The 26,406-nt window shown below is 69.5% G+C and carries 25 protein-coding genes; 17 read left to right on the forward strand and 8 right to left on the reverse strand.

The features are described 5' to 3' along the window. Positions 1–19: 19 nt before the first annotated feature. Positions 20–3,886, reverse strand: coding sequence for an ATP-dependent RNA helicase HrpA (gene hrpA / locus ABFX45_RS20360; protein WP_346131666.1), 3,867 nt, complete (start codon positions 3,884–3,886; stop codon positions 20–22). A gap of 76 nt (positions 3,887–3,962) precedes the next feature. Here hrpA and ABFX45_RS20365 point away from each other — a divergent pair, with 76 nt between their 5' ends. Genes ABFX45_RS20365 through ABFX45_RS20380 form a run of 4 tightly spaced genes read left to right on the forward strand, consistent with a single transcriptional unit; the run spans position 3,963 to position 6,117 of the window. Further along, positions 3,963–4,532 carry a DUF4240 domain-containing protein gene (locus ABFX45_RS20365; protein WP_346131667.1) on the forward strand — a complete coding sequence of 190 codons (570 nt, stop codon included), beginning with the start codon at positions 3,963–3,965 and terminating at the stop codon, positions 4,530–4,532. Positions 4,533–4,587: 55 nt separating this feature from the next. Then, on the forward strand, positions 4,588–5,169 hold the full coding sequence (locus ABFX45_RS20370; protein ID WP_346131668.1) for a DUF4240 domain-containing protein: 582 nt from the start codon (positions 4,588–4,590) through the stop codon (positions 5,167–5,169). Positions 5,170–5,227: 58 nt separating this feature from the next. After that, positions 5,228–5,779 carry a DUF4240 domain-containing protein gene (locus ABFX45_RS20375; RefSeq protein ID WP_170155371.1) on the forward strand — a complete coding sequence of 184 codons (552 nt, stop codon included), beginning with the start codon at positions 5,228–5,230 and terminating at the stop codon, positions 5,777–5,779. Continuing rightward, entirely contained in the window at positions 5,779–6,117 is a 339-nt protein-coding gene (locus ABFX45_RS20380) for a hypothetical protein (protein WP_109642488.1), read from the forward strand. The genes ABFX45_RS20375 and ABFX45_RS20380 overlap by 1 nt, the downstream gene beginning before the upstream one ends. Here the strand turns inward: ABFX45_RS20380 and add are convergent. Beyond that, the gene (add, locus tag ABFX45_RS20385) at positions 6,084–7,058 is read right to left on the reverse strand and encodes an adenosine deaminase (RefSeq protein WP_109642485.1); all 975 of its coding nucleotides are present in this window, start codon (positions 7,056–7,058) and stop codon (positions 6,084–6,086) included. The genes ABFX45_RS20380 and add overlap by 34 nt on opposite strands. Before the next feature lie 107 nt (positions 7,059–7,165). On the opposite strand from add, the gene ABFX45_RS20390 reads away from it, so the two are divergent. The 4 genes from ABFX45_RS20390 (at position 7,166) to ABFX45_RS20405 (ending at position 11,644) form a co-directional block, all read left to right on the forward strand. After that, the gene (locus tag ABFX45_RS20390) at positions 7,166–7,537 is read left to right on the forward strand and encodes a DUF4180 domain-containing protein (protein WP_109642483.1); all 372 of its coding nucleotides are present in this window, start codon (positions 7,166–7,168) and stop codon (positions 7,535–7,537) included. A 50-nt stretch (positions 7,538–7,587) separates the two neighbouring features. Continuing rightward, positions 7,588–8,634 (forward strand): threonine aldolase family protein, encoded by a 1,047-nt coding sequence (locus ABFX45_RS20395; protein WP_346131669.1) that lies wholly within the window; start codon positions 7,588–7,590, stop codon positions 8,632–8,634. Then, positions 8,631–9,749 carry a site-specific integrase gene (locus ABFX45_RS20400; protein WP_233440282.1) on the forward strand — a complete coding sequence of 373 codons (1,119 nt, stop codon included), beginning with the start codon at positions 8,631–8,633 and terminating at the stop codon, positions 9,747–9,749. Before ABFX45_RS20395 ends, ABFX45_RS20400 begins: the two co-directional genes overlap by 4 nt. Before the next feature lie 368 nt (positions 9,750–10,117). Further along, complete coding sequence (locus ABFX45_RS20405; protein ID WP_346131670.1) at positions 10,118–11,644, forward strand: M4 family metallopeptidase; 1,527 nt, start codon at positions 10,118–10,120, stop codon at positions 11,642–11,644. A gap of 86 nt (positions 11,645–11,730) precedes the next feature. Here the strand turns inward: ABFX45_RS20405 and ABFX45_RS20410 are convergent, their stop codons facing one another. Next, positions 11,731–12,180, reverse strand: coding sequence for a YybH family protein (locus ABFX45_RS20410; RefSeq protein ID WP_346131671.1), 450 nt, complete (start codon positions 12,178–12,180; stop codon positions 11,731–11,733). Positions 12,181–12,290: 110 nt separating this feature from the next. Between ABFX45_RS20410 and ABFX45_RS20415 the strand changes: the two genes are divergently transcribed. Together ABFX45_RS20415 and ABFX45_RS20420 are read left to right on the forward strand one after the other, a co-directional pair. Then, positions 12,291–12,665, forward strand: coding sequence for a YciI family protein (locus ABFX45_RS20415; protein WP_346131672.1), 375 nt, complete (start codon positions 12,291–12,293; stop codon positions 12,663–12,665). Further along, positions 12,662–13,840, forward strand: a complete 1,179-nt coding sequence (locus ABFX45_RS20420; RefSeq protein ID WP_346131673.1) for an RNA polymerase sigma factor — start codon at positions 12,662–12,664, stop codon at positions 13,838–13,840. Before ABFX45_RS20415 ends, ABFX45_RS20420 begins: the two co-directional genes overlap by 4 nt. Here the strand turns inward: ABFX45_RS20420 and ABFX45_RS20425 are convergent. From ABFX45_RS20425 to ABFX45_RS20435, 3 genes are read right to left on the reverse strand one after another with little or no spacing between them, the layout of a single operon-like run. Then, on the reverse strand, positions 13,812–14,504 hold the full coding sequence (locus ABFX45_RS20425) for a histidine phosphatase family protein (protein ID WP_211337782.1): 693 nt from the start codon (positions 14,502–14,504) through the stop codon (positions 13,812–13,814). The genes ABFX45_RS20420 and ABFX45_RS20425 overlap by 29 nt on opposite strands. Before the next feature lie 10 nt (positions 14,505–14,514). Beyond that, the gene (locus ABFX45_RS20430) at positions 14,515–15,342 is read right to left on the reverse strand and encodes an undecaprenyl-diphosphate phosphatase (RefSeq protein WP_109642472.1); all 828 of its coding nucleotides are present in this window, start codon (positions 15,340–15,342) and stop codon (positions 14,515–14,517) included. Beyond that, complete coding sequence (locus tag ABFX45_RS20435; RefSeq protein WP_109642470.1) at positions 15,339–16,388, reverse strand: LLM class F420-dependent oxidoreductase; 1,050 nt, start codon at positions 16,386–16,388, stop codon at positions 15,339–15,341. The genes ABFX45_RS20430 and ABFX45_RS20435 overlap by 4 nt, the downstream gene beginning before the upstream one ends. A 71-nt stretch (positions 16,389–16,459) precedes the next feature. Between ABFX45_RS20435 and ABFX45_RS20440 the strand changes: the two genes are divergently transcribed. From ABFX45_RS20440 to ABFX45_RS20455, 4 genes are all read left to right on the forward strand, one after another. After that, positions 16,460–17,425: an aldo/keto reductase gene (locus ABFX45_RS20440; protein WP_109642468.1), complete on the forward strand. Its 966-nt coding sequence runs from the start codon at positions 16,460–16,462 to the stop codon at positions 17,423–17,425. Positions 17,426–17,484: 59 nt separating this feature from the next. Next, a complete protein-coding gene (locus tag ABFX45_RS20445; protein WP_346131674.1) occupies positions 17,485–18,165 on the forward strand; it encodes a carbonic anhydrase in 681 nt (226 codons plus the stop codon). Between the two features lie 133 nt (positions 18,166–18,298). Next, positions 18,299–18,955, forward strand: coding sequence for a YncE family protein (locus ABFX45_RS20450; protein WP_428834172.1), 657 nt, complete (start codon positions 18,299–18,301; stop codon positions 18,953–18,955). Then, complete coding sequence (locus tag ABFX45_RS20455) at positions 18,952–19,164, forward strand: DUF5703 family protein (RefSeq protein ID WP_112225096.1); 213 nt, start codon at positions 18,952–18,954, stop codon at positions 19,162–19,164. Before ABFX45_RS20450 ends, ABFX45_RS20455 begins: the two co-directional genes overlap by 4 nt. On the opposite strand, the gene ABFX45_RS20460 is transcribed toward ABFX45_RS20455, so the two are convergent. Next, on the reverse strand, positions 19,157–20,092 hold the full coding sequence (locus ABFX45_RS20460) for an aldo/keto reductase (protein ID WP_346131675.1): 936 nt from the start codon (positions 20,090–20,092) through the stop codon (positions 19,157–19,159). The two genes, ABFX45_RS20455 and ABFX45_RS20460, sit on opposite strands and share 8 nt — an antisense overlap. A gap of 69 nt (positions 20,093–20,161) precedes the next feature. Between ABFX45_RS20460 and ABFX45_RS20465 the strand changes: the two genes are divergently transcribed. The 3 genes from ABFX45_RS20465 to ABFX45_RS20475 all read left to right on the forward strand — a co-directional run bounded on the left by ABFX45_RS20465 (position 20,162) and on the right by ABFX45_RS20475 (position 25,328). Then, positions 20,162–20,887, forward strand: a complete 726-nt coding sequence (locus tag ABFX45_RS20465) for a helix-turn-helix domain-containing protein (protein ID WP_346131676.1) — start codon at positions 20,162–20,164, stop codon at positions 20,885–20,887. Positions 20,888–21,055: 168 nt separating this feature from the next. Then, on the forward strand, positions 21,056–24,703 hold the full coding sequence (locus ABFX45_RS20470; RefSeq protein WP_346131677.1) for an nSTAND1 domain-containing NTPase: 3,648 nt from the start codon (positions 21,056–21,058) through the stop codon (positions 24,701–24,703). Positions 24,704–24,872: 169 nt separating this feature from the next. Then, on the forward strand, positions 24,873–25,328 hold the full coding sequence (locus ABFX45_RS20475; protein WP_146231916.1) for a hypothetical protein: 456 nt from the start codon (positions 24,873–24,875) through the stop codon (positions 25,326–25,328). Here the strand turns inward: ABFX45_RS20475 and ABFX45_RS20480 are convergent. Beyond that, positions 25,325–26,404, reverse strand: coding sequence for a hypothetical protein (locus tag ABFX45_RS20480; protein ID WP_346131678.1), 1,080 nt, complete (start codon positions 26,402–26,404; stop codon positions 25,325–25,327). The two genes, ABFX45_RS20475 and ABFX45_RS20480, sit on opposite strands and share 4 nt — an antisense overlap. Positions 26,405–26,406 lie beyond the last annotated feature (2 nt).

The following is a 26,406-nucleotide window of genomic DNA, read 5'->3' on the forward strand; positions in this document are numbered from 1 at the left end:
GTCACGGTACCGCCGGTTTTCACAGCGGTACCGCGTCCAACGCCTTGTAGATGCGCTTGTCGCTGACCGTGTAGCGGGTGCCGATGGTCTGGGCGAAGTACGACAGCCGCAGCTCTTCGATCATCCAGCGGATCTCGTCGAGCTCGGGCGCGGGTTCGTCGGCGGGTGTCTGCGCGCGCAGTTCCCGGTACTCGGCGTGGACCTCGTGCACCTTGGCGGTCCATTCCAGGTCGCGGCGCGGGTTCTCGGGCAGTTTTTCGATGCGCCGTGAGATGCCTTTGAGGTAGCGCACGAGGTCGGGCAGCCGGTCGTACCCGGTGTTGGTGACGAATCCCTTGTACACCAGCGAGTTGAGGTGAGCGCGGATGTCGGCTGCGGAGTCGGGCGCGCCCTTGAGCCCGGCGAGTTTCAGCTCGGCGTCGTGCGCGGCTTCGAGGACCTTGCGGACTTCCTGGACGACGACCCAGGTGGTGTCGTTCAACGCCGCCTGGACCTTCTTCAGCTGTGCGGCGTAGGCCTTGGCGTCCCAGGCGGGTTCGCCCATGAGCCGGTCGACGGCGGCGGTGATGCAGTCCGAGAGCAGTGCCGCGACGCCGCCGTGCGGGTTGCGGGTCAGGGCGAGCTTGGCGGCGTTGTCGAGGTGGCGCTGCAGGTGTTTGACGGGCGAGTTGATGCCCATCAGCAGCAGCCTGCGCACGCCGCGGCGGTGCGCGAAGGCCTGGCGGCCGGGGGTGTCGAGGACCTTGATCGCGACGGCCGAGCTCTGGTCGACCAGCGACGGGTAGGCGGTGACGGTGATGCCGGACTGCCGTTGTTCGATGGTCCTGGGCAGGGAGTCGAAGTCCCAGGTGGTGAGCCCGGTGCGTTCGAGGTGGCCGGCGGCCTGGCTGAGCGACTCGCGGACCTCGTCGCGCAGTTTCTCCTTCAGCGCCGCGATGTCCTTGCCCTCGGCGAGGGTGCGGTTGTTTTCGTCGACGACCTGGAAGGTGAGCTTGAGGTGGTCGGGGACGGCGTCGAACTGCCAGTCCTCGCGGTGCACGGTGACGCCGGTCAGTGCCTTGAGCTCGCGTTCGATGCCGCCGAGCAGTGAGGTCTCCGCGGGGTTGATGCGGGCCAGCACGGCGGTGGCGACGTCGGGGACGGGCACGAAGTTGCGGCGGATCTGCTTGGGCAGTGAGCGGATGAGCGCGACGACGAGCTCGTGGCGAAGTCCGGGGATCTGCCAGGAGAACGCGTCGTCGTCCAGGGTGGTGAGTGCCGGGAGCGGCAGCTGGACGGTGATGCCGTCCTTCTTGGTGCCCGGTTCGAAGTGGTAGCTCAGCGGGAGGGTGAGCTCACCCTGCTGCCACTGGTCCGGGAACTGCTCGGGACTCACGTCGGCGCGGTCGTTGACCAGCATGTCCTTGGTGAAGGTGAGCAGGTTCTTGTTCTTCTGCTTCTTCCACCAGGAGTCGAAGTGCCGGGCGGAGACGACCTCGGGGGCGACGCGCTGGTCGTAGAACTCGAACAGCGTTTCCTCGTCGACGACGATGTCGCGGCGCCGGGCCCGGTTCTCGAGCTCTTCGACCTCTTCGAGCAGGGCTCGGTTGGTGTGGAAGAACTTGTGGTGGGTGGTCCACTCCCCCTGCACGAGTGCGTGGCGGATGAACAGCTCACGGCTGAGCTCCGGGTCGATGCGGCCGTAGTTGACCTTGCGGCCGGCGACGATCGGCACGCCGTAGAGGGTGACCTTCTCCAGGGCGACGACGCTGCCGCGTTTGGCTTCCCAGTGCGGTTCGGAGTACTGGCGTTTGACGACGTGCTCGCCGAGGCGTTCCGCCCATTCGGGTTCGATCTTGGCGACGATGCGGCCCCAGAGGCGGCTGGTTTCGACGAGCTCGGCGGCCATCACCCATTGCGGTGGTTTCTTGGCCAGCGCGGAGCCGGGGAAGATCGCGAACTTGGCGTTGCGGGCGCCGAGGAACTCCGTCATGGGGCGGCGTTTCTCGCCGGGTGCCTGCTTTTTGAGGACGTCCTTGACGCCGATGTGGCTGAGCAGGCCGGACAGCAGGGCGATGTGGATGTTGCGGGGGTCGCCGGGCTGTTCGTTGAGGTGCATGCCGATCTGCTTGGCGACCTGGCGCAGCTGCAGGTAGATGTCCTGCCACTCGCGCACGCGCAGGTAGTTGAGGAACTCGTTCTTGCAGAGCTTGCGGAACTGGTTGCCGCTCAGCGCTTTCTGCTGGTCCTTGAGGTACTGCCAGAGGTTGAGGAACGTGACGAAGTCCGATTCGGAGTCGACGAACCTCGCGTGCTGCTGGGTCGCGGCCTCCTGGTGGTCGGCCGGGCGTTCGCGGGGGTCCTGGATGGACAGTGCCGCGGCGATGATCATGACCTCTTTGAGGCAGCCGGTGGTGTCGGCTTCGAGCACCATGCGGCCCAGGCGCGGGTCGACGGGCAGCTGGGCGAGCTTGCGGCCGGTCGGCGTGAGCTTCTTCTCGGCGGCGTTGATGGCGCCGAGCTCCTGCAGCAGGCCGATGCCGTCGTTGATGTTGCGCGCGTCGGGCGGGTCGATGAACGGGAACCGCGCGACGTCGCCCAGGCCGATGGCGGTCATCTGCAGGATGACGCTGGCGAGGTTGGTGCGCAGGATCTCCGGGTCGGTGAACTCGGGGCGGGCCTCGAAGTCCTCTTCGGAGTACAGGCGGATGCAGATGCCCTCGCTGACGCGGCCGCAGCGGCCCTTGCGCTGGTTGGCGCTCGCCTGGCTGATCGGTTCGATGGGCAGGCGCTGGACCTTGAGGCGGTGGCTGTAGCGGGAGATGCGGGCGTTGCCGGGGTCGATGACGTACTTGATGCCCGGCACGGTGAGGCTGGTCTCGGCGACGTTGGTCGCCAGCACGATGCGGCGGCCGCTGTGGCGCTGGAAGACCCGGTGCTGTTCGCCGACGCTGAGCCTGGCGTAGAGCGGGAGGATCTCGGTGTTGCGGAGGTCTTCTGCTTTGAGGGCGTCGGCGGTGTCGCGGATCTCGCGTTCGCCGGACAGGAAGACGAGGACGTCGCCGGGGCCTTCTGCCTGCAGTTCGTGGACGGCGTTGATGATGCCCTGGGTCTGGTCGTCCTCCTCGTCGAGCGGCCGGTAGCGGGTCTCGACGGGATAGGTGCGGCCGGAGACCTCGATGATCGGGGCGTCGCCGAAGTGGGCGCTGAAGCGCTGCGGGTCGATCGTCGCGGAGGTGATGACGATCTTGAGGTCGGGCCGCTGGGGCAGCAGCTGCTTGAGGTAGCCGAGCAGGAAGTCGACGTTGAGGCTGCGTTCGTGGGCCTCGTCGATGATGATCGTGTCGTAGCGGCTCAGCGTCCGGTCGGTCTGGATCTCGGCGAGCAGGATGCCGTCGGTCATGAGCTTGACGAGGGTGTCGTCGCCGGACTGGTCGGTGAAGCGGACCTTGTAGCCGACGGTGTCGCCGAGCTTGGTGCCCAGTTCCTCCGCGACGCGTTCGGCGACGGTGCGGGCGGCGATGCGGCGCGGCTGGGTGTGGCCGATCTGGCCGGTGACGCCGCGGCCGAGCTCGAGGCAGATCTTGGGCAGCTGGGTGGTCTTGCCGGAGCCGGTCTCGCCGGCGACGATCACGACCTGGTGGTTCGCGATCAGGTCCTTGATGTCGTCCTTGCGCTGGCTGACCGGCAGTTCTCGCGGGTATGTGATCTTGGGAACGGACTCCCTGCGCAGCGCGACCTTGAGCGCGGCCTCGTCGATCTGGGCGGCGATCTCCTCGACGATCTTCTTGCGGGCGAGCGGGTCCTTGACCTTGCGTGCGCCGTCGAGGCGCCTGGCGAGCCGGCGTTGATCACGCGGCATGAGCTCGGGCAGGCGTTTGTGCAGTTCAGCGAGCGGGGTGTCCATTTGCGCTCAAGGATAGTCAGGCCGTCCGGATCGTTCGCGCCAATAACTGTCAGACCCGCTCGCTAGCGTGACCGGCATGGATGCAGGGGGCTTCTGGAAGCTCGTCGACCACTCCCGGGACAAGACGGCTGACCTGGACGAACAGCGGGCGTGGCTGTGCGGGCGGCTGGCGTTGCTACCGGCGGGTGAGATCGCGGACTTCGCGGTGCGGCTGGACGAGCAGCGGCGCCGGGTGGACACGTGGGTGCACTGGCAGGCGGCCACGCTGATCTGCCGCGGCCTGTGCGGGATGGACTCGTTCTTCTACTTCCAGGCGTGGCTGGTCGGTCAGGGGCGGGCGGTGTTCGAGTCGGTGGTCTCCTCGCCGGACGCGCTGGCCTCGGTGCCGCAGATTCAGCGGCTGGCGTCGTTGCGCGTCGACGAGGTCCGGGATGCGGACTGGCCGGACTGGGAGGCGCTGTACCGGGTGCCGGACGACGCGTTCGAGGTGGTGTCGGGCGGCGAGCTCGACGATCTGCTCGAGTCTCGCGGGCAGGTGCGGGCGTTCGACGTGTCGCCCGGTGGCGACGAGGTGGAAATGGAGGATCCCGCGGGCATCGCGCGCCGGGTTCCGCGGTTGTGGGCGTTGTTCGGGAAAACGTCGTGATGGGCCGTCCGGACGCCTCCGAGAATTGTCAGACCCCTCCGATAGCGTCGCGGGTATGGACCTCGATGTCTTCTGGGGACTGGTCGAACACTCTGCTACCGCTACCTCTGACCAGCACGAACGCCGCGCGTGGCTGACGTCGCGGCTGGCGTTGCTGCCGCCTGGCGACATTTGCGGCTTCGAGACGTTGCTGAGCGCGTCTCGTGGCCGGGTAAACACGTTCTCACACTGGCACGCGGCTTATGTGTTGTGCGACGGGTTGTGTTCCGCGGAGCAATTCTTCGGATTCCAGTCGTGGCTGGTGGGGCTGGGCCGGTCGGTGCTCGGCGAGGTCGCCGCGTGCCCGGACGCGTTGGCGGACGTGCCGGCGGTGCGGACGTTGCTGGCGGTCGGGGCCGAGTCGTGGCCGGACAGCGCGTGGCCGTTCTGGCCGGGGCTGGAGCGGGTGGCGCACGACGCGTACTTCACCGCGACGGGGCGTTCGCTGGCCGGGGTGCTGGCGGCGCTGGGGTGTGTGCGGGTGACGGACGCGGGCCCGTTCACGGGTGCGGTGTGGGATCTGGACTCGCCGCTGGAGGCCGCGGTGCGGCTGCCGCGGTTGTGGCAGCTGTCGGGCGGGCTGGAGGAGGCGGCGTGAGCAGGGCCGACGGGTGAGCGCCGAAAATTGTCGGACCCCCTCGCTAGCGTGCGCCGGTATGGACCTGAACGCGTTCTGGGCTCTGGTCGAGAGGTCCGCGGTGGAGACCTCCGATCAGGACGAGCGGCTGGAGTGGCTGACGGCCGCCGTGCCGCCGTCGCGGGCCGTGGAGTTCGCGCTGTGCCTGGACGAGGTGCGGCGCCGGGTGGACACGTGGGCGCACTGGCACGCGGCGTACGTGATCTGCGGCGGGTTGTGCTCGGACGACGGGTTCTTCTACTTCCAGGCGTGGCTGGTCGGTCAGGGCCGTGCGGTGTTCGAGTCGGTGGTCTCGTCGCCGGACGCGCTGGCCGATCTGCCGCACGTCCGGTTCCTGGCCTCGCGTGGTGGCGTGCACGCGTGGGCGGATGCGGACTGGCCGGACTGGGAGGGTCTCGACGCCGTGGCGGGCGAGGCGTTCGACGGTGATCTGGAGTCGGTGCTGGCCTCGTGCGGCCAGCGGGTGCTCGTGTCACCGGAGCCGGCCGGTGAGCCGTGGGACTTCACGGATCCGGCGGAGATCTCGGCGCGGATTCCGAGGCTGGGCGAGTTGTTCGGGAAGGTGGCGTGATGGAGGTGCCCGTGGACGTGCCGGTGGATGTCGTGGTGTGGCGGGCTCCTGGTCCGGCGTCGTCGGCGGAGGCGGCGGCCCGGTACGCGGAGCTGCGGGCATCGCCGCTGGGCGCGTTCGACCCGGCGGTGGCGGCGTTCGTGCGGGAGCTGCGGCAGACCTCGCCGGATCCGGCGTCGCCGGTGTCGTGGGCGGAGGCACTGACGGTGGGGACGGACGCGGTGATCGTGCACGTGGTGTGGCCGGGCCGGCAGCAGGTGCTGGATCTGGTGGCGCTGCTGGCGGCCCGGCACGGCCTGGTGTGTTACGAGCCGGCGCGCCAGGTGGCGATGTCCTGACGCAGCGCGGTCTTCGTGTCCTCGGGCGCGAAGGAGGCGTCGACGCAGTTGAGGGCGATCGCGGCGAGGGTGTCGTCGTCGAAGCCGAGCTCGTCGCGCAGCAGCCGGTACTCGTCGGTGAGCGTGGTGCCGGTGGTGGACGGGATGTCGGTGCTGAGCGTCACGGTCAGCCCGGCGGCCATGAGTTGTGGCAGCGGATGAGAGGAGATGGAGTCGACCAGTCCCAGTGCGACGTTGGACGACGGACACACTTCGAGCGGTATGGCACGCTCCCGCAGCAGCCTGACGACGTCCGGGTCGTCGAGCGCCCGGAACCCGTGCCCGATGCGGTCGGCGAGCCCGACGGTCACCGCTTCGGCGACGCTCTGCGCTCCGCAGCACTCGCCGGCGTGGTGCACGAGGCCGATCCCGGCCTCGCGCGCGGCGCGGAACACGGCGGTGAACGGGGTGAGGGGGTGGTCCTCCGCACCGGCCATGCCGATCGCGACGACCTGCGGGTGCGCGGTCGCGAGCCGAAGTGATGTCTCGAACCGTTCGACCGACCGCTTCCTGGGGTGGTCCACGATCACACGGCATTCGATGCCGTGGGCGGTCTGTCCTGCGGCGAGCCCGGCCAACACCGCCTCGAGCGGCATGTCCGGATCACCGAGCCGTTCCCCGTGCGCAGCCGCGGTGAACGTGACCTCGGCGTAGCGGGTCCCCTGCGCTGCTTCCTCGGCGCAGAACTCGTACGCGATCCGGCTGAAGTCCTCGGCCCGCCGCAGGCAGTCCCGCACCGCGCCGTTGTGCGCGGCGAACTGCCCGAAGTCGTCGAACGTCCCGGTGCGCGCCGGAACGTCCACCCCGTACCGCCGCGCGAGCTCGGTGAGGGTGTCGGCCCGGACGGTGCTCTCCAGGTGCACGTGCAGGTGTGCCTTGGGCAACGCGGCAAGATCACGCATGTGCGGCGACGCTACCCACCGCCGCTGCGCCACGCCCGGCATTTTCGCCCGCGTCCAACGGAATTCGGCGCGACAGCGACCGCGCGACGCCGCTAGGTTGCGGGGCCATGCCTGATGTTGTGCAGACGCGCCACGGCGCGACGGTCCTGATGTGCGCCCCGGACGGCCCGCCGATCGCCGACGAGCAGTCCGCTGTGGACTTGATCGGCACGTTGTGGGGACAGGACGTGCAGTGGCTGGTGTTGCCGGTGGCGCGGTTGACCGAGGACTTCTTCCGGTTGCGCACGCGGGTGGCGGGTGCGGTGGTGCAGAAGTTGCAGCAGTACGGGTTCCGGGTCGTGGTGGTCGGTGACATCTCCGGGTTCGTGGCGGAGAGCACGGCGTTGCGCGACTTCGTCCGCGAGTCGAACAACGGGCGGCAGCTGTGGTTCGTCGCGGACGAGGCGGAGCTGGACGCGCGCCTGAGCGCCGCGGCCTGATCACGACGAACCCCTATTGCAAATCAATTGCAATAGGTAGGCTCGCAGGCATGGACATCCGCCGTTCACTGTCGAACCACTCCGGTCCGCGCCGGTCGCCGCACGAGGTGGTGCGCCGCCTCGCCGAGTGGATGACTCCGGGCGTCAGGCCCGAGGATCCGGTGCGGGAGCTGGAGGAACGGGTCGCGGGCCTGCTCGGCAAGCAGCGCGCGTTGTTCTTCCCGTCGGGGACGATGGCGCAGCAAACGGCGTTGCGGGTGCACGCCGAGCGGACCGGCCGGCACGCGTTCGCGGGGCATCCGCAGTCGCATCTGCACGTGTGGGAGAACCAGGGTTACAGCGCGGTGCACGGGTTGCGGTTCCATCCGGTGGGTGACCGCAACGCGCTGCTCACCCTCGACGACCTCGGCATGGTCGGCGAACCACTCGCCGCGGTCGTTTTCGAGCTGCCGCAGCGTGACATCGGCGGGCAGCTGCCGGAGTTCGGCGACCTCGCGAAGCAGACCGGGTGGGCCAGGGACAACGGGGCGGCGGCGCACTGCGACGGCGCGCGGATCTGGGAGGCGCAGACCGGGTACGACGAGTCGCTGCTGGAGATCGCGGCGTTGTTCGACACGGTGTACGTGTCGCTCTACAAAGGACTCGAGGGTGTCCGGGGTGCCGTGCTCGCCGGTGACGCGGAGACGATCGAGCACGCGGCGGTGTGGCGGCGCAGGCTGGGCGGGGCGATCGTGGACGCGTGGCCGCTGGCGGCGATCGCGTTGATGGGGCTGGAGGAGAACCTGCCGCGGATGGCGGAGTTCAAGCACCACGCGCAGGCGCTGGCGAAGGCGATCAACGAGGACGGGTTCGCGCACACCACACCGGAGGTGCCGGTCACTCCCCTGTTCCACGTCCATCTGCCGATGCCGCGGCTGCAGGCCCAGCTGGCGGCGGAGAACCTCCTGAAGGACGAGGGGATCAGGCTGTTCCTGTACGCGCGGTCGAATCCGGATCCGGGGCGGTGCAGCTTCGAGGTGAGCGTGGGGATCGGGGCGCTGGAGTTCACGCCGCGCGAGGTGGTGGAGTTGATCAGAGGGCTACCATCGCGGGTGTGAGCCTGCCCGAACCCGTCCAGCACGCGCTGGTGCGGGTGTCGCACTCGGTGCTGATCGATACCGACGCGCTCGCGCGGGTGCGTGAGAGGTTCGACGACGAGCAGGCGGCGTCGTTGAGCAGCTATCTGCGCAGTGCGCAGTCGCCGAACACGGTGCGGGCGTACCGGTCGGACTGGATCGCGTGGGCGGGCTGGTGCCAGGCCGAGGGGCGGCAGGCGCTGCCGGCGGATCCGCTGGACGTGGCGGTGTACCTGGCGGCGGCGGCGGACACGGTGAAGCCGGACGGGTCGCCGGCGTTCGGGGCGTCGACGCTGGAGCGCAAGTCGGCGGCGATCTCGGCGGTGCACGCGGCGAACGGGTTGCCGAGTCCGACGCGCAGTGATGTCGTGCGGCTGACGTTGCGGGGTATTCGCCGGTCGCGGAAGTCGCAGCCGAGGCGGAAGCGGCCGGTGCTGCTCGACACGCTGGAGGCGCTGCTGCGGGAACGCCCGCAGGAGGGTCCCGCGCGAGCCCGGGACGCGTTGCTGCTGCTCGTGGGTTTCGCGGGGGCACTGCGGCGCAGCGAGCTGGCGGGGATCGAATTCGAGGACGTCACGGTCGACGTGGATCCGCGCACGCACGAGCCGTTGCTGCTGATCCGGCTGGGGACGACGAAGACCGATCAGACGGGCAGGCATCAGCAGTCGGTCGTGTTGCCGCGCGGCGGCAGGCGGCCGACGTGCCCGGTGTGCGCGTTCGCGGACTGGGCGGATGTGCTGGACGGCAAGGACATCACCGAGAACGGGCTGCACCGCTGCCACGGCTACGACGGCGCGCGGCGCCAGGGGGCGTTGTTCCCGGTGATCAACCGGCACGGCGGCGTCGGGGTGAAGGCGATGTCGGGGCGCGCGGTGGCGGAGCTGGTGAAGCGCTACGCGCTGAAGGCGGGGCTGGACCCGGCGCTCTTCGGCGGGCATTCGCTGCGGGCGGGGTTCGCGACGCAGGCGGCGCTGGGCGGGGCCAGTGACCGGGAGATCATGCGGCAGGGCCGGTGGACCAACCCGCGCACGGTGCACCGCTACATCCGGACCGCGAACCCGCTCGAGGACAACGCGGTCACCCGCTTGGGCCTCTGAGTTTGTGAGCCAGGTCTCAGGCCGGGCGGTTAACTCTAAACAAGATCCCCTCCGGTAGGGCTGCACTACCCGGAGCAGTGGACTGCGCCGTCCGCAGGAGCGGCACAGGAAGTTTCCGTTGTGTTTCCACACTGGTTGAGCTGCTCTTTTGTTCCACCATCCGGACAAAAACCGGTCTCCTGACCAGCGAAGCAGCTCAATTCGTGAAGCAATCTCGCATTCTGGGAGTGGCCCTTCCCGTGCACTCAGAGCAATACGATCACCACGCCCGGTCATCGAGACGATGGTCGTGCTGTTCCACGGTGGTCGGTCCGGCATCCCTGTAACGCCGGAACGCTCACTCCCTGCACCGGAACAGGAGCGTTCGCATGAAACGCACAACCCTGGGCGTCACGACCGCCCTGATGTCCGCGGCGGTACTCGCCTCCGCGGGCGTCCTGGGGGCCAACGCGGCTCCGCAGCCGGTGAACCCGTTGCCGGCCGGCCAGGAAGCACTGCACGCGGCGGCCGAGCAGGCGGGGACGATCTCCTCCGCCCTCGGCCTGTCCGGTGGCGAACAGCTCGTCCCGCGTGACGTCGTGCGCGACGCCGACGGCACGCACCACTTCCGGTTCGACCGCACGCTCAACGGCCTGAAGGTCATCGGCGGCGACCTCGTCGTCGCCCAGAAGGCCGGCCAGGTCACCGCCATCACGAAGGCGTCAGAGGCCTCCCTGTCCGGCCTCGACACCTCTGCGCCCGCCACCGCTCAGTCCGGCGCGAAGCTCGTGGTGTTCGCCCTGGACCACGCGCCCGTGCTGGCGTGGGAGACCGTCACGCACAGCGTCAAGGACGACCAGACACCGAGCGAGCTGCACACGTTCACCGACGCCAAGACCGGTGAGACGCTGCTGACCTACGACGGCGTCCACGTCGCCGAGGGCACCGGCCAGTCCACCTACAGCGGCACCGTCGGCCTGAGCACGACCCAGTCCGGCGCGACGTTCCAGCTCAAGGACCCGGCACGCGGCAACCAGGCCGTCAACAACCTCAACAACGGCTCCGGCACCGGCACGTTGTTCACCGACGCGGACAACAAGTGGGGCAACGGCACCCATACCGACAAGGCCACCGCGGGCGTCGACGCGGCGTACGGCGCGGCCAAGACGTGGGACTACTACAAGAACGTCCACGGCCGCAGCGGCATCAAGAACAACGGCGTGGGCGCGCTGAGCAAGGTCCACTACGGCAACAACTACGTCAACGCCTTCTGGTCGGACTCCTGCTTCTGCATGACCTACGGCGACGGCGCCCAGAACCGCAACCCGCTGACGTCGATCGACGTGGCCGCGCACGAGATGTCACACGGCATCACCTCGGCCACCGCGGGCCTGGTGTACTCCGGCGAGTCCGGCGGCCTCAACGAGGCCACCAGCGACATCTTCGGCTCCACCACGGAGTTCCACGCCGCCAACGCCTCCGACGCGGGCGACTACCTGATCGGCGAGAAGATCAACATCCGGGGCGACGGCAAGCCGTTGCGCTACATGGACAAGCCCTCCAGGGACGGCCGCAGCCTCGATCACTGGTCGGCCAGCGCCGGCAACGTCGACGTGCACTACTCCTCGGGCATCGCCAACCACTTCTTCTACCTGCTGTCGGAGGGCAGCGGCCAGAAGACGATCAACGGCGTCGCCCACGACTCCCCCACCTACGACAACCAGCCCGTCACCGGCATCGGCCGCGCCAAGGCCGAGAAGATCTGGTACCGCGCGCTGACCACGAAGTTCACCTCCAGCACCAAGTACGCGGCGGCCCGCACGGGCACGCTCGCGGCGGCGGCCGACCTCCATGGCGCGAGCAGCGCCGAGTACGCGGCGGTCAACCGTGCCTGGGCCGCGGTGAACGTCAAGTAAGGACCCGCCACCGAAAGAAGCGCCGAGGTCCGGACCGACCCCCTGCACGGTCCGGGCCTCGGCACATTTCGCTCGCCCGAGCCCCCTCAGGGCTCCAGATCGGTGGCCGCCAGGAACGACCCGTCCATGTAGAACGGCACCGACTCGTGCTCGTGCGTCACCAGCCACCGCCCGTCCCGGCGCCGCAGCCCCACGGTCTTGCGCATCCACATGGAGAAACCCTCGGGGTAACCGACCGGCACCGCCGCCAGCCGCGCCAGCCCGTGCACGAACGCCACCTCACCGGACACCGCCACCGACAGGTCCCGGTGCTCCAGGGTGATCGGCCCGGTGAACCCGGCCATCCAGCCGGCCAGCGCCTCCGGGTCGCGGGCGTCCAGGCCGGTGTTGCGCAGCGGCGGCGCCAGCGTGCACGTCACCGCGTCGTCGGCGTAGCGCGCGACGATGCGGGCCGGATCGCGCAGGCGCATGCCCTCCTCCTGCTCGGTGAACAACGCGCGGATCGCGGTCTCGTCCTGCACCAGCGTGTGAGTCATCGCGGAAACCTCCGTCTCGAAGTGACACCCCGGTGTCGAAGCACGGCCCGCGGTCTCGACATGGCGGTGAGAAGATTTTTCGAGCCAGCCGACGAGCCTGGAGGCCGGAAGTGAAGTACCTGATCCTGATCTACAGCAACCCGAAGTCGCGGGCGGCGTGGGAGAAGCTGACCGAAGAGCAGCAGACGCAGTTCGGCCAGGCCCACTACGACCTCACCGACAAGCTGCGCGCCTCCGGGGAGCTGATCGTCAGCGAAGGCCTCCCCGGACCGGAGACCGGCAAGGGCGTGAGCATCCGGGGCGGCGAGGTCGTGGTCACCGACGGGCCGTTCGCCGAGGCCAAGGAGTACCTGGCCGGCTTCTACCTGGTCGAGGCCGACACCATCGACCAGGTCATCGCCCACGCCGCGACGCTGCCCGACGCCCACAACGACGGCATCGAGGTCCGGCCCGTCTGGGACATGTCGATGCTGGACGACATGTGAGTCTCACGCCTGAGATCGAGGGCCTGCTGCGCGAACTGGCGCCGCAGGTCCTCGGCGTGCTCGTCCGCCGCCACGGGCAGTTCGACGTGTGCGAGGACGCCGTGCAGGAAGCACTGCTCGGCGCAGCACAGCAGTGGCCGGTCGAGGGCGTCCCGGACAACCCCAAGGGCTGGCTGATCACCGCGGCGAGCCGCCGGTGGATCGAGCAGTACCGGTCCGACACGGCACGGCGCCAGCGCGAGGAGAAAGTCGTCGCGCTCACGCCTCCCCCGCCGGACCCGGCGCCCGCGCAGGACGACACGCTCACAATCCTGGCGTTGTGCTGCCACGAAAGCCTCACGACGGCCTCACAGATCGCGCTCACGCTCCGCGCGGTCGGAGGTCTCACCACCGCGGAGATCGCGCGGGCGTTCCTCGTACCGGAAGCGACTGTGGCGCAACGGATCAGCCGCGCGAAGCAGAAGATCAAAGGCGCGAAGTTCCGGGCGCCGCAGGACCTGACGGCGGTCCTGCACGTGCTCTACCTGATCTTCACCGAGGGCTCCACCGCGAGCTCCGGAGACGACCTCGTCCGCGTCGACCTCACCGCCGAAGCGATCCGCCTGACCCGGCAACTCCATCGCAGGAGGCCCGACGACGGCGAGGTCACCGGGTTGCTGGCGTTGATGCTGCTCACCGACGCCCGCCGGCCCGCCCGCACCGACGACAACGGCGCGCTGGTCCCGCTCGCCGAACAGGACCGCTCGAAGTGGGACGCCCACGCCATCGCCGAGGGCACCGAGCTCATCGGCACAGCGCTGAAAACCGCGGAGATCGGCCCGTACCAGCTGCAGGCGGCGATCGCGGCCGTCCACGCCGAGGCCAAGACCGCGGAAGACACCGACTGGCACGAGATCCTCGGCCTCTACGAGCTGCTCACCGTGATCGCTCCCGGCCCGATGGTCGCGCTGAACCGGATCGTCGCGGTCGCGATGGTCCACGGACCGGACAAGGCGCTGCAGGAACTCTCCACACTGGACCTCGACCACTACCGCGTCCACGCCGTGAAAGCACATCTCCTCGACCTGCAAGGACAACACGAACAGGCCCGGCAGGAGTACGAGCGGGCGGCGAAGCGGACGCTGAGCGTGCCGGAACAGCGCTACCTCAGGTCCCGGTCGCGCCGCCCACGGTAGCGTCCGACGACGGCTCCTCCTGCGGCGGCGCCGCGGGCACCACCCCCGTCAGATCGCCACCGTTGTCGTTGACGCGCAACACGAACGGCCGCGTCTGCGTGTACTGCACCACGGAGATGGAACACGGGTCGACGACGATGCGCTGAAAACCGTCCAGGTGCACGCCCAGCGCGTCCGCGAGAATGGCCTTGATCACATCGCCGTGCGAGCACAGCACCCACACCGCGCCCGGCCCGTGTTCCTCGGTGATCCGGGCGTCGTGCGCGCGCACCGCGGCGACCGCACGCGCCTGCACGAACGCGAGCCCCTCACCGTCCGGGAAGATCGCAGCGGACGGATGCTGCTGCACAACCGCCCACAAAGGCTCGTTCAGCAGGTCCTTGAGCGCCTTCCCGGTCCACGCGCCGTAGTCCACTTCGGACACGTCCGGCTCCGCGACCGCTTCCAGGGCACGATCCGCCAGCAACGGCGCCAACGTCTCCTCACAACGCTGCAGAGGAGACGACACGACCGCGCTCACCGGAATGTCCTTCAACCGGCCGACGAGTGCGGCGGCCTGCGCCCGCCCGCGTTCGTCCAACCCGACACCCAGCGATCGCCCGGCGAGCACACCGGAACCGTTGGCGGTGGAACGAGCATGTCGGAGCAGGATCACGGTGGCCACGCCACCCACCTTAGATCGGTTGCAGCAATCCCATCGACAGCAGCCCCATCAGCACCAGGCCCAGCATCAGCCGGTACCACACGAACGCCGAGTAGGAGTGCTTCGACACGTACTTCAACAACCACGCGATCGTGGCGTAACCCACCACGAACGAGATCAGCGTCGCCACGATCATCTGCGGGATCGACGCCTGCACACCCTCACCGGTGCGCTCCAGCACGTCCGGAATGGAGAACAACCCCGCACCGAACACCGCCGGAATCGCCAGCAGGAACGAGTACCGCGCCGCCGCCTCACGCGTCAGACCCAGGAACAGACCCGCGGTCAGGGTGCCACCGGAACGCGACACGCCCGGGATGAGCGCCAGCGCCTGCGCCAGGCCCATCCCGATCGCGTCCTTCATCCGCAGCTCGTCACGCTGGTGCTTCGCGAGCTGGTCGGCGAGCCCCAGCAGCAGACCGAACACCACCAGCATCGTCGCCGTGATCCACAGGTTGCGCGCCGACGTCCGGATCTCGTCCTTCAGCAGGTAACCGAGGATGGAGATCGGCACGGAACCGATGATCACGTACCAGGCGAGCCTGTAGTCCTTCTCCTTGCGCGCTTCCGCGCTGAAGAGGCCGCGGAACCAGGCGCCGATGAACCGCCCGATGTCCTTGGCGAAGTAGATCAGCACCGCCACCTCGGTACCCAGCTGGATGACCGCGGTGAACGAAGCGCCCGCGTCGTTGCCGAAGAACAGCGTCGACGTGATGCGCAGGTGCGCACTGCTGGAAATCGGCAGGAATTCCGTCAGTCCTTGGACCAGTCCGAGGACCAGAGCCTGCAACCAGCTCAACTACCCACTCCTGCCAGATCCAGAGCTTCGGCCGCGGTGCGAAGGCCCGCGATCCCCTGCTCGAGATCTTGCAGCATCGGCGAAACGGACAGCGTGGTGACCCCCGCGGCGGCGAGAGCCTTCATCTTGTCTGCTATGCGCTCCTTCGGGCCCAGCAACGACGTCGCGTCCAGGAACTCCAGCGGGATCGCCGCCATGGCACCGGCGTAGTCACGGGCCAGGTACTTCTCCTGGATCTCCTCGGCCTGAGCCGGGAAACCCATGCGCACCATCAGGTTGTTGTAGAAGTTCTGCTTACGCGACCCCATACCGCCCACGTACAGCGCGGTGTAGGCGCGGACCGGGTCAGCGCACGCCTTCCAGTCGTCACCGACGATCAACGGCACGGTCGGAACGACGTCGAACCCGTCCATCGACTTCCCGGCCTTCTCCCGGCCGGCCTTCACGCTCGCCAGCGACTCCGCGGAGTACTCCGGCGAGAAGAAGATCGCCAGCCACCCGTCCGCGATCTCACCCGTCAGCTCCAGGTTCTTCGGACCCACCGAAGCCAGGTAGATCGGGATCCGCTCACGCACCGGGTGCACCGTCAGCTGCAGCGCCTTGCCGGGACCGTCGGGCAGCGGCAACGTGTAGTGCTCACCCTCGAACCGCAGCTTCTCGCGGGACAACGCCCGCCTCACGATCTCCACGTACTCACGCGTGCGCGCCAGCGGCTTGTCGAACCGCACACCGTGCCAGCCCTCCGACACCTGCGGACCCGACACGCCGAGACCCATGCGGAACCGGCCACCCGACAGGGTGTCCAGCGTCGCCGCGGTCATCGCCGCCATCGCCGGCGTCCGCGCCGGAATCTGGAAGATCGCGCTACCGACGTCGATCCGTTCGGTCTGCGCGGCCACCCACGAGAGCACCGTAGGCGCGTCGGAGCCGTAGGCCTCCGCGGCCCACACCACCGAAAAGCCGAGCCGGTCGGCCTCTTTGGCCAGCTCCAGGTTCGCGGCGTCGTTGCCGGCGCCCCAGTATCCGAGGTTCAATCCGAGCTTCACGGGCGAGACCCTACCGGTCAGTAACACCGATTGCCAGGCTCAGCCGATGATCACCCCTTAGCATCGCGCACGTGGAACAGCGATACCTCGGCCGCAGCGGCCTCCGCGTGTCCAGGACGGCACTGGGCACGATGACATGGGGCCGCGACACCGACGCGGACGAGGCCGCCACCCAGCTCATGGCCTTCGCCGACGCCGGCGGCACCCTCATCGACACCGCCGACGTCTACACCGACGGCGAAGCAGAACGCATCCTCGGCGGCCTCCTGAGCGAAGTCGTCCCCCGCGACGAACTCGTCATCGCCACCAAAGCCGTCGCCCGCCGCACCGAAGGCCCCTTCGGCGGAGGCGCCTCACGCGGCGCACTCCTCACCGCACTGGACGGATCACTGCGACGCCTCGGCATCGACCACATCGACCTGTGGCAACTGCACGCCTGGGACGCGGGCGTACCGATCGAGGAGACACTGTCCGCCCTCGACCACGCCATCACCTCCGGCAAGGTCCGCTACGCCGGCGTCTCCAACTACAGCGGCTGGCAACTCGCCACCGCCGCCCTCACACCCACCACGTTCCCGCTGATCTCCACCCAGGTCGAGTACTCACTGCTGGAACGCGGCATCGAACGCGAAGTAGCCCCCGCCGCCGCCCACCACGGCATCGGACTCCTGCCCTGGGCACCACTCGGCCGCGGAGTCCTCACCGGCAAGTACCGCAACGGCACACCACCGGACTCCCGCGGCGCATCCCCGCACTTCGCCGGCTACGTCGAACAACACCGCAACGAACGCGCCGCCCGCATCGTGCAAGCCGTCGCCACCGCCGCCGACGGACTCGGCACCTCGGCGCTGTGCGTGGCACTGGCCTGGGTCCGCGACCGGCCAGGAGTGGTCGCACCCGTGGTGGGCGCCCGCGACACCAACCAGCTGATCGCCTCCCTCGAAACCGAACAGCTGACACTCCCACCCGCCATCCGGGCAGCACTCGACGACGTCAGCGCCATCGAACTCGGCTACCCCGAACGCCCCATGCCCTGAACCGTTCCAGCACAACCCCGCCGCATTACTCCGAACGGACCAGGGCTACGTTGCCCGCCGTGCCCGGATTAACACGCCGCGCGTTCGTCGGCCTCTCCGCGACCGCCCTGGTCACCACACCCGCCGCCACCGCCGGAACCACAGCAGCCGACGACGCCTGGAACCGCCTCCTCGAAGGCAACCAGCGCTTCGTCGAAGGCCGCCAGGTCCACCCCCACGCCACCGGCCACTGGCGCGAACAACTCGTCGACGGCCAGCACCCCTTCGCCTGCGTCCTCGGCTGCGCGGACTCCCGCGTCCCACCCGAGATCGTCTTCGACGACGGCCTCGGCGACATCTTCACCATCCGCGCCGCCGGCGAGGTCCTCGACTCCAGCGTCGTCGGCAGCATCGAATACGCCGTCGAGCACCTGCACGTGCCGCTCGTCGTCGTGCTCGGCCACGCCGGCTGCGGCGCCGTCAGCGCCACCATCGACGTCGTCCGCGGAAAAGGCCACGTCACCGGCGACATCAGCACCCTCGTCCGCACCATCGAACCCGCTGTCCGCGCCACCGCCCCGCGAGCCGACGACCGCTCGTTCCTCGCCGCGTGCGTCGCCGAACAAGCCCTCCGCACCACCGCCATCCTGCAAGAACGCAGCGTCATCATCCGCGAGGCCGTGACCAGGGGCGCACTTGGTGTCGTTGCGGCTTCTTATGACTTGAGTTCGGGCAGGGTCGTGCGACTCGACAGGGTTTAATTTTAGTCTACACTGAAGTTATAGAACTAAATACGGGTGACGGCCAAACGGGTTTCACGCCACCCCTTGCGTGACCTTCCGCCGAACGTCGTGGATCCTGGTAGACCACGACGTACCTCAGGAGGATCCGATCTTGCGCCGGCTCGCTGCTCTGCTCTTGACCACCGTCACGCTGGCCGCGTGCGGACAGAGCGAGGGGTCGTCCGATCCTCTGCAAGTCGCGGAGACGCTCGAGGCCGCCAAACCGGCCCACTCCCCCGCCCAGAACGGCACGGTCCCCGGCGACGTCACGCCCGGCGGATCGTTCACCGAGGGCGGCACCACGCTGAAGTTCCAGGTCAACGGCCGCAACGTCGAGCTCGACCGGCTGCGCAGCGCGGTGTTCGAGATGACCACCGACGACAAGGGCGCCGAGGTCAGGGGCACCGGACTGCGAGCGGGCGACGGCGCCACCAACGGCGTCGCCGACCGCTACGGACGCCTGCTCGTCGTCGACACCCGCGGCGGCGAGTTCATCGCGTTCTCCGTCAACCCGCTGATCATGCGCCAGCGCTACCCCGTCCCCGGCAGCCCGTACGGCATCGCCTACGACGCCAAGCGCGACATCGCGTGGATCACCCTCACCGAGCGCAACGAGGTCGTCGGACTCAACGTCGCCGGTGGCGAACCGACCGAGAAACACCGGTTCCCCACCGTGCGTCAACCCAACACGGTCAGCGTCGACCAGGAGACCGGACGCGTCACGGTCACGTCCGGCGACAACGGAGGGATACAGGTGATCGCGCCATGAACGAAGGGGTGATCGACGGGGACTGGGAGTACCGGCCGCTGCGTCTGCCGCCCGGCATCTCCCGCCGCACCGCGACCACGCAGCTGGCCATCCACGCCGAGTTCGCGGGCTGGGAACTCTCCCGCACGCTGCTCTACGGAGACGGCTCCCGCAAGGTCTGGCTGCGCCGCAAGCGCCAGCCCTCGCTGCTGCCAGGCCTCATCACCTGACAACAGCTTCGCCGAACGCGAACGGGCTCGCCTCGCACTCCGCGATGAAGTCCGCCGGAAAGCCCCGCTCGAACGGGGCCGCCGCCTCCAGGCGCGCGACCGCTTCCGGCGGCAGCACAACCTCGCCCAGACAACCGGCCAGCTGCTCCGGCGTACGCACCCCGACGAGCGGCAACACGCCATCGCGCCGCACCCACGCCAGCGCCACCTGAGCCGGCGTCGCCCCCAGCTCCTCCGCGACCGCCCGCACAGCCCGCGCCGCGCTCTCCTCCCGCTCGGTGAGCCGCCCCGCCCGTTGCGTGCCGCCGGAAAGCTTTCCCTGAGCCAACGGCGCCCACGCCGCAACGCTGATCCCCAACGCGGACGCCATCGGCAACAACTCCCGCTCGACGTCACGCCGCACCAGGTTGTACGGCACCTGCAACCCGGAGAACGGCGTCCAGTCCCGCCATTCCGCCAGCGTGTTCGCCCGCGCCACGAACCACGACGGCGCGTCCGACACCCCGACGTAGAGCACCTTCCCCGCCCGCACCACGTCGTCCAACGCCCGCATCGTCTCCTCGACCGGCGTGCGGCGATCCCACAGGTGCACCCACAACACGTCCACGTAGTCCGTCCGCAGCCGCCGCAGACTCTGCTCCAGCGACAGCACCAGGTTCTTGCGGTGGTTCCCGCCCGCGTTCGGATCCCGCACGTCCCGTGACAACGTGTACTTCGTCGCCACGACGAACCGGTCCCGCCGCTCCATCACCGCACCGAGGACCTCCTCGCTCTCCCCGTAAGCCGAAGCCGTGTCCAGGAAGTTCCCACCGGCATCGGCGTACACGTCGAGCACCCGCCGCGCCTCCTCCTCCGACCGCAAGGCCATGGTGCCCAGCAACAACTCCGACACTCGCAGACCCGTCCGGCCGAACAATCGGTATCGCATGATCCACAGCATCACCCGCGTGCCCGGCCAGAGCCAGACCCGCTCAGGGCCCCTCTAAACTCGGCGATCATGGCCGACAACGCACTGGGCCGGTTCCTGCGCGCCCGCCGCGAAGCCACGCCACCTCCCTCCACCGCCGGCCGCCGGCGCACCCCGGGACTGCGCCGCGGCGAACTCGCCGACCGCGCCGGCATCAGCGTCGAGTACCTCACCCGCCTCGAACGCGGCACCGACCGCTCCCCCTCCGGCCAGGTCCTCGTCGCCCTCGCCGACGCACTCGCGCTGTCCCCGGACGAGCGCGTCCACCTCTACCGCCTGATCAAGGCCGACCAGACCTGCGCGCCGCCCGCTCCCCCGCCGCTGCGGCCGACCGTGCTCGCGATGCTCGCCGCCCTCGAACCCACACCGGCGTGCGTCCTCAACCCCGCGGGAGACGTCCTCGCGTGCACCCCCGCGTTCCGGGCGATCTCGGGCCTGGACGACGAGCAGAACGTCGTCCGCTTCGCGTTCAGCCCGCAGGCCAAGGCCCACTACCCCGACTGGGAGTCGATCGCGGTCCACCGCGCCGCCGCGTTGCGGGCTGCCGCCGACCTCGGTGACCACGCGGCCGCCGCGCTCGCGTTCGAGCTCTCCCTCACCGCCGGTGCCGCGTTCAGCGACCGGTACGACACGGCCGCCGCCCTGCCTCCGGCCATCGGTGTCGAGCGCTGGGCTGGTCACGTCCTGGCTTTCGAGACGCTGTACCTGCCTGGTGAAGGTGAGCACCGGTTGGTGACCTATTTCAGTAAACACTGAAGCTATCGAGATAGTTGAGTGCGGAGCACGCCGAGGCTCCAGGACTCTGCTGGGCGCAAGGGTGTGGTGCGGATGCCGCACACGCCGAACGCCAACCGGAGCTGATCTTTAGTCCACACTGAAGTGCTTGTGGATGACGAGCTGAGGCCGGATGACAGAATCGCTGTCATGCCTCGCCCGGAGAAGCCGCTCGACCCGTTCGCCGGGCCCGTAGAACAGTTCGCCTTCGACCTCCGCAAGCTCCGCGAGAAAGCCGGCTCCCCCGGCTACCGCGAGCTCGGCAAACTCAGCCACTACTCCGCCAGCACCCTCGCCGGTGCCGCCCGCGGCCAGCGGCTGCCCAGCCTCGCGGTGGCACTGGCGTTCGTCCGGGCCTGCGGTGGCGACGAGGAGGCGTGGGAACGGCGCTGGCGTGAGATCGGCGAACAGGACGCCGAGGAACCCAAGGCCGACTCCCCCTACGTCGGCCTCAAGGCGTTCACGCAGCAGGACGCCGACCGCTTCTTCGGGCGCGAGCGGCTCGTCGGCAAGCTGCTGGGCAAGCTGGAGCACCACGACACGGTCCTGGTCGTCGGCGCGTCCGGCTCAGGCAAGTCCTCGCTGCTGCAGGCCGGTCTCCTGGCCCGCAAGGACGGCGAGCTGATCACCCCGAGCACGCATCGCACCCTCCCCCGCACCGAGGGCCTGCTCGTCGTCGACCAGTTCGAGGAGATCTTCGCGCTCCCCCACCGCGACGAGTTCATCACCGAGCTCACGCAGCGCGAGGGCCAGACGGTCATCGGCATGCGCGCCGACTTCTACGGCCACTGCGCCCGCTACCCCGACCTCGCCAACGCCTTCGAGGACGCCCAGGTCCTCGTCGGCCCGATGACCACCGACGAGCTGCGCAAGGCCATCACGCAGCCCGCGGTCGAGGTCGGCTGCGCGCTCGAGACGGGACTGGTCGCCCGGCTCATCGCCGACGCCACCGGCGAACCCGGCGTCCTCCCCCACGTCAGCCACGCGCTGCTGGAGACGTGGCAACGCAAGCGCGGCAACACCCTCACGCTCACGAGCTACCACGAGAGCGGCGGCATCGCCCGTGCCATCGCCAACACCGCCGAGAACGCCTTCACCAGCCTCGACGAGCGGCAACAGGCCCAAGCCCGCCAGATCTTCCTGCGGCTGGTCAACCCCGGCGACGGCACCGAGGACACCAAACGGCACGTCAAGCGGTCCGAGCTCGCGGCGGACGAGGTCGTCGAACACCTCGCGGACGCGCGCATCCTCACCGTCGACGACGACAGCGTCGAGATCAGCCACGAAGCCGTCATCCGCAGCTGGCCGCGTCTCAGGGACTGGCTCGCCGAGGCACGCGAGGACATGCGCGTGCACCGCAGGCTCACCGCCGCGGCCGCCGACTGGGAGGCGCACGGCCGCGATCCCGGCTCGCTCTACCGGGGCGTCCCGCTCGCCCAGGCCACCGGCTGGGCCAGCAGGGAACCCGGCGCCCTCAACGCCGCCGAACAGGCGTTCCTCGACGCCAGCAGGGCCGCCGCCGAACAGGACCTGGCCGTCGAGAAGCGCCGCACCACGAACCTGCGGCGCGTGGTCGCCCTCCTCGCCGCTCTCCTGCTCGTGGCCACCACCGCCACCGTGTTCGCCGTGCGCGCGCAACGACAAGCCACCACGGAACGCGTCAACGCCCTCGCCCAGAAAGCCATCGCCGACGCCAACGGCCTGCAGGACCGCGACCCCGGTCTCGCGAGCCAGCTGCGTCTCGCCGCCTACCGGCTCACCGGCCTGCCGGTGGCCCGCGACAGCCTGCTCAGCACGTTCAGCGCACCCCAGCTCACGCTGGCCAAGGGCCACAAGGAGGCGGCCTCGTTCGCCCTGTTCCGCCCGGACGGCAAGGTCATGGCCAGCGCCGCCGACGACAAGACGCTGATCCTCTGGGACTTCGCCGACCCCCACCACCCCACCGAGCTCGGGCGCATCCACGCCGGTGACGACGCCACCCACAACCTGGCGTTCAGCCCGGACGGCCGCACCATCGCCTCCGCGGGCTGGGACGGCATCATCCGGCTCTTCGACGTCTCCGACCCGCGCCGCCCGGTTGAGAAGGCCCGCATCACCGGCCACGAGGGGCAGGTCCAGGCCGTCCAGTTCACCCCGGACGGCGGCACCCTGATCAGCAGCGGCCAGGACAAGACCATCCGGGTCTGGAACATCTCCGGCGCCGCCACCCTCGTGCGCACCATCCAGGCCCACGACGACCTCGTGCACGGCATCTCGCTCAACCCCGCCGGCACCACCCTCGCGTCGGCGTCCTGGGACGGCTCGGTCAAGCTCTGGGACCTCGCGAGCGGCACCGCCATCTCCACCATCGACCCCGCGCCCAGCCCCGGCAACATCACCTCCGACGCCGCCGTCTTCCACCCGAACGGGCGGGTGCTCGCCACGGGCGCCGACAACGGCGACGTGCGGCTGTGGGACATCACCGACCCGCGCAACCCGGTGCAGCTCAGCGTCTCCACCGGACACACCTTCGCGGTCCACTCGCTCGCCTTCTCCCCCGACGGGAAGTTCCTCGCGAGCGGCGGCGGCGACACGTCCACCCGCATCTGGGACGTCACCGATCCCCGCGACGTCCGGCTCGCCACCGCGCTGACCGGCCACACCGACGCGCTCTGGTCGGTCGCCTTCAGTCCCGACTCCCGGCAGATGGTCACCGCCACCAGCGATCGCGAGATCCGCGTGCTCGACCTGGCCAACCTCAACTACCCGCACCACAAGCTGACGGTGTGGCGGCTCGCCTACGACAAGCGCGGCCGCTACTTCGCCACCGTCTCCTCCGACGGCACCATCAGGTTGTGGCGCCCGGACGACCGCCACGCCCAGGAGATCTCCGTCCTGCCCAGGCTCGCCCCGGACGACGAGACGCTCACCGTCGACGTCCACCCCGACCGCGACATCGTGTTCGGCGCGAGCATGGCCGGCAACGTCCTGTGGGACGTCTCCGACCCCGAACGGCCGCGCGAGCTGAGCAGGACGATCGCCGGGAGCGGCCCCATCGCCGGCGCGAGGTTCAGCCACGACGGCAAGACGCTCGCCGTCTCCGAGGACAGCGGCGTGGTCGGCCTCTGGAACATCACCGACCCCGCCAACCCGGTGAAGACCGGCAGCTTCGCCGTGCCCCAGACCTACACCGTCTGGCAGGTCGAGTTCACCGAGGACGACCGCACGCTCGTCATCGCGAACGGCAGCCGCGAGGTCCAGATGTGGGACATCAGCAACCCCGCCTCGCCCCGCGCCCACCCGGCGCTGCGCACCGACGACAACCCGGACCCCATCCGCCGCGGCGGCCAGGCCGGGCGCGACGAGGTCATGTCGGTCGTCATCCACGGCAACGTGATGGCGTTCGCGAACATGGGCAACAGCGGGGCGCTCTACGACATCAGCGACCCCGCTCAGCCGCGCCAGCTCGGCCTCCTGCCCAACGACGGCGGACCGCTGCAGCGCCTCGCCTTCTCCCCCGACGGCACGCTCCTCGCGGCCGGCACGGCGGACGACCTGATCCGTGTGTGGGACGTGCGCGATGCCCGCAACCCCCAGCTGCGGGCAGTGCTGCACGGTCACACGGAACGGGTGTGGGGTGTGGCCTTCGCGCCGGACAACCGCACCCTCGCGACCGCCGGCGCGGACCGCACCGTCCGCGTCTGGGACCTGGACGTCGAGGCGACCGCAGCCCGCGTGTGCGCCACTACGACGGCGCACCTGTCCACTCAACACTGGGAGCACTACTTCCCCGGCATCGAGCCGAGGCCTCTCTGCTGAACAACACCCTCACCATTCCTCTCGACGCCATTTGTAGTGCGAAAACGTTGTGCGGTGTCGATGCAGGGGCGTCGCACAACAACGTCTGTGCAACTGCGGGCGGTAACCCGGCGAAGGCGACTCTTCAGTCAACACTGAAGCAATAAATTTTGCCGAAGTGGTTGTAGATGTGATCAGATTCCTTGTCATGGAGCTCGTGCCGCACGACGTCGGGGTCGCGCACAGCGCACTGCCGCACGACGAAACGTCCACCCGAGCCCTGCTCGCCGAAGCTGCGGCGCAGGGCCTGCACACAGTTGTCGTCACCGCCGAGGAAGGCGACCAACGCGCCATGGCCGTGCTGCGCGAACTGCGCGCGGAATGGCACACCGAGGGCGGTCGGATCACCGCACAACTCGACACGGACGCGCAGGGCCAGCTGGCGCACCTGTGGGGCCTGTCCGAGCAGGAGCGGGCCGCCTGGCTCGCTGCGTTCCCCCGTCACGACGACCCGAACTGGTGGATGCACCGGCTCCTGGTGCTCAACCACCACCCGGAGTGGGCGCCGCTGAAGGAGTGGCTGGTCGGCGAGCACGTCCGGCTCTTCGGCCGCCCGCCCGGCCGCGCCCGCCGCTCGCCCGTCTAGGGCAGGCCGAGGAGCTGCCGGGGCCGGAGCCGCCGGCCCCACGACATGGGGTCGCCGTCGTGGGCGGCCCCACCGGAGCGCACGACCGCGTACGTCAGCGAGTTCAGGTGCGGGACGCCCACCGCGATCAGGTTCTCGTGCGTACCCGCGGTCCACATGACGCCGGTGGCGGCGATGTTCGCGAGCACGTCGCGGTCCGGGACGGGAAACCGCACCACCGCCGGACCGCCGGGCAGCTCCGCGACGCCGGCGACGTGATGCCCTGCCTTCTCCGGGAACAGCCTGACCGGCACCGGTGTCCACTGCTCAGAGCTCTCCACGGCGCGTGCGGCCTGCCGCTGGCGGCGCATCGCCACGATCATCGCCGGGACGTCGAACAGCATCGTCGCCAGGATCGCGGCCGTGACCAGCCCGGTCGGCGCGACGGGCGACACGCTCAGCGCGACCAGCACGCCGATGACCACCACGATCACCACCATGATCACCAAGATCACCTTCATGGCCCAGGCGGCGCCGAGCACCTCTTGAAGCGCCGGGTCGTCCAGGGGGCGGCCGAGCGGGCGGTCCACCCGTTCCTTCGCCTCGTACTCCCCGGTGTCGACCTCGGCCGGGCGCATCGTCATGAACCCGGCGGCCCTGACCATCGCCCGCCCCTCGGCGTCCGGGCCGCAGACGAAGACCTCCTGCCGGTCCAGCACCATGTCCGGCAGGTCGTGCAACGAGCCCTTGAGCACCAGCCCGTCGAGCAGCAGCAGGTCCCACGGCTCGTCCGGGTTGTCGGCGACCGTGGCGGGCAGGCGCCGCCACGGCTCGTCCAGCAGTCCACGCCGCTCCGCACGGCGCCCCGCCAGCCCGACCAACGGCCCGGCCACGTTCATGAGCAGCTGGACCGCGAGCACGACGATCGCCGCGATGTTGCCGGCCGTCATCGGCATGAAGAAGCAGACGACGAACGTCACGATCCCGATGACCGAGATGACCTTGTGCTCCGTGTGGGACCAGGGCTCGTCGAGGATCATCCTGGTCGACCAGTCGTCCTTCGCAGGCACGTCCGTCCGCGGTTCCAGGTACTGCACGG

It is taken from the genome of Lentzea roselyniae (assembly GCF_039537795.1).
Lineage (GTDB): Bacteria > Actinomycetota > Actinomycetes > Mycobacteriales > Pseudonocardiaceae > Lentzea > Lentzea atacamensis.

Bases quoted from the DNA above. Each gene is read 5' to 3' on its own strand.
- hrpA (WP_346131666.1), bottom strand. From the start codon at position 3,886: ATGGACACCCCGCTCGCTGAACTGCACAAACGCCTGCCCGAGCTCATG.
- ABFX45_RS20365 (WP_346131667.1), top strand. From the start codon at position 3,963: ATGGATGCAGGGGGCTTCTGGAAGCTCGTCGACCACTCCCGGGACAAG.
- ABFX45_RS20370 (WP_346131668.1), top strand. From the start codon at position 4,588: ATGGACCTCGATGTCTTCTGGGGACTGGTCGAACACTCTGCTACCGCT.
- ABFX45_RS20375 (WP_170155371.1), top strand. From the start codon at position 5,228: ATGGACCTGAACGCGTTCTGGGCTCTGGTCGAGAGGTCCGCGGTGGAG.
- ABFX45_RS20380 (WP_109642488.1), top strand. From the start codon at position 5,779: ATGGAGGTGCCCGTGGACGTGCCGGTGGATGTCGTGGTGTGGCGGGCT.
- add (WP_109642485.1), bottom strand. From the start codon at position 7,058: ATGCGTGATCTTGCCGCGTTGCCCAAGGCACACCTGCACGTGCACCTG.
- ABFX45_RS20390 (WP_109642483.1), top strand. From the start codon at position 7,166: ATGCCTGATGTTGTGCAGACGCGCCACGGCGCGACGGTCCTGATGTGC.
- ABFX45_RS20395 (WP_346131669.1), top strand. From the start codon at position 7,588: ATGGACATCCGCCGTTCACTGTCGAACCACTCCGGTCCGCGCCGGTCG.
- ABFX45_RS20405 (WP_346131670.1), top strand. From the start codon at position 10,118: ATGAAACGCACAACCCTGGGCGTCACGACCGCCCTGATGTCCGCGGCG.
- ABFX45_RS20410 (WP_346131671.1), bottom strand. From the start codon at position 12,180: ATGACTCACACGCTGGTGCAGGACGAGACCGCGATCCGCGCGTTGTTC.
- ABFX45_RS20455 (WP_112225096.1), top strand. From the start codon at position 18,952: ATGAACGAAGGGGTGATCGACGGGGACTGGGAGTACCGGCCGCTGCGT.
- ABFX45_RS20460 (WP_346131675.1), bottom strand. From the start codon at position 20,092: ATGCGATACCGATTGTTCGGCCGGACGGGTCTGCGAGTGTCGGAGTTG.
- ABFX45_RS20465 (WP_346131676.1), top strand. From the start codon at position 20,162: ATGGCCGACAACGCACTGGGCCGGTTCCTGCGCGCCCGCCGCGAAGCC.
- ABFX45_RS20470 (WP_346131677.1), top strand. From the start codon at position 21,056: ATGCCTCGCCCGGAGAAGCCGCTCGACCCGTTCGCCGGGCCCGTAGAA.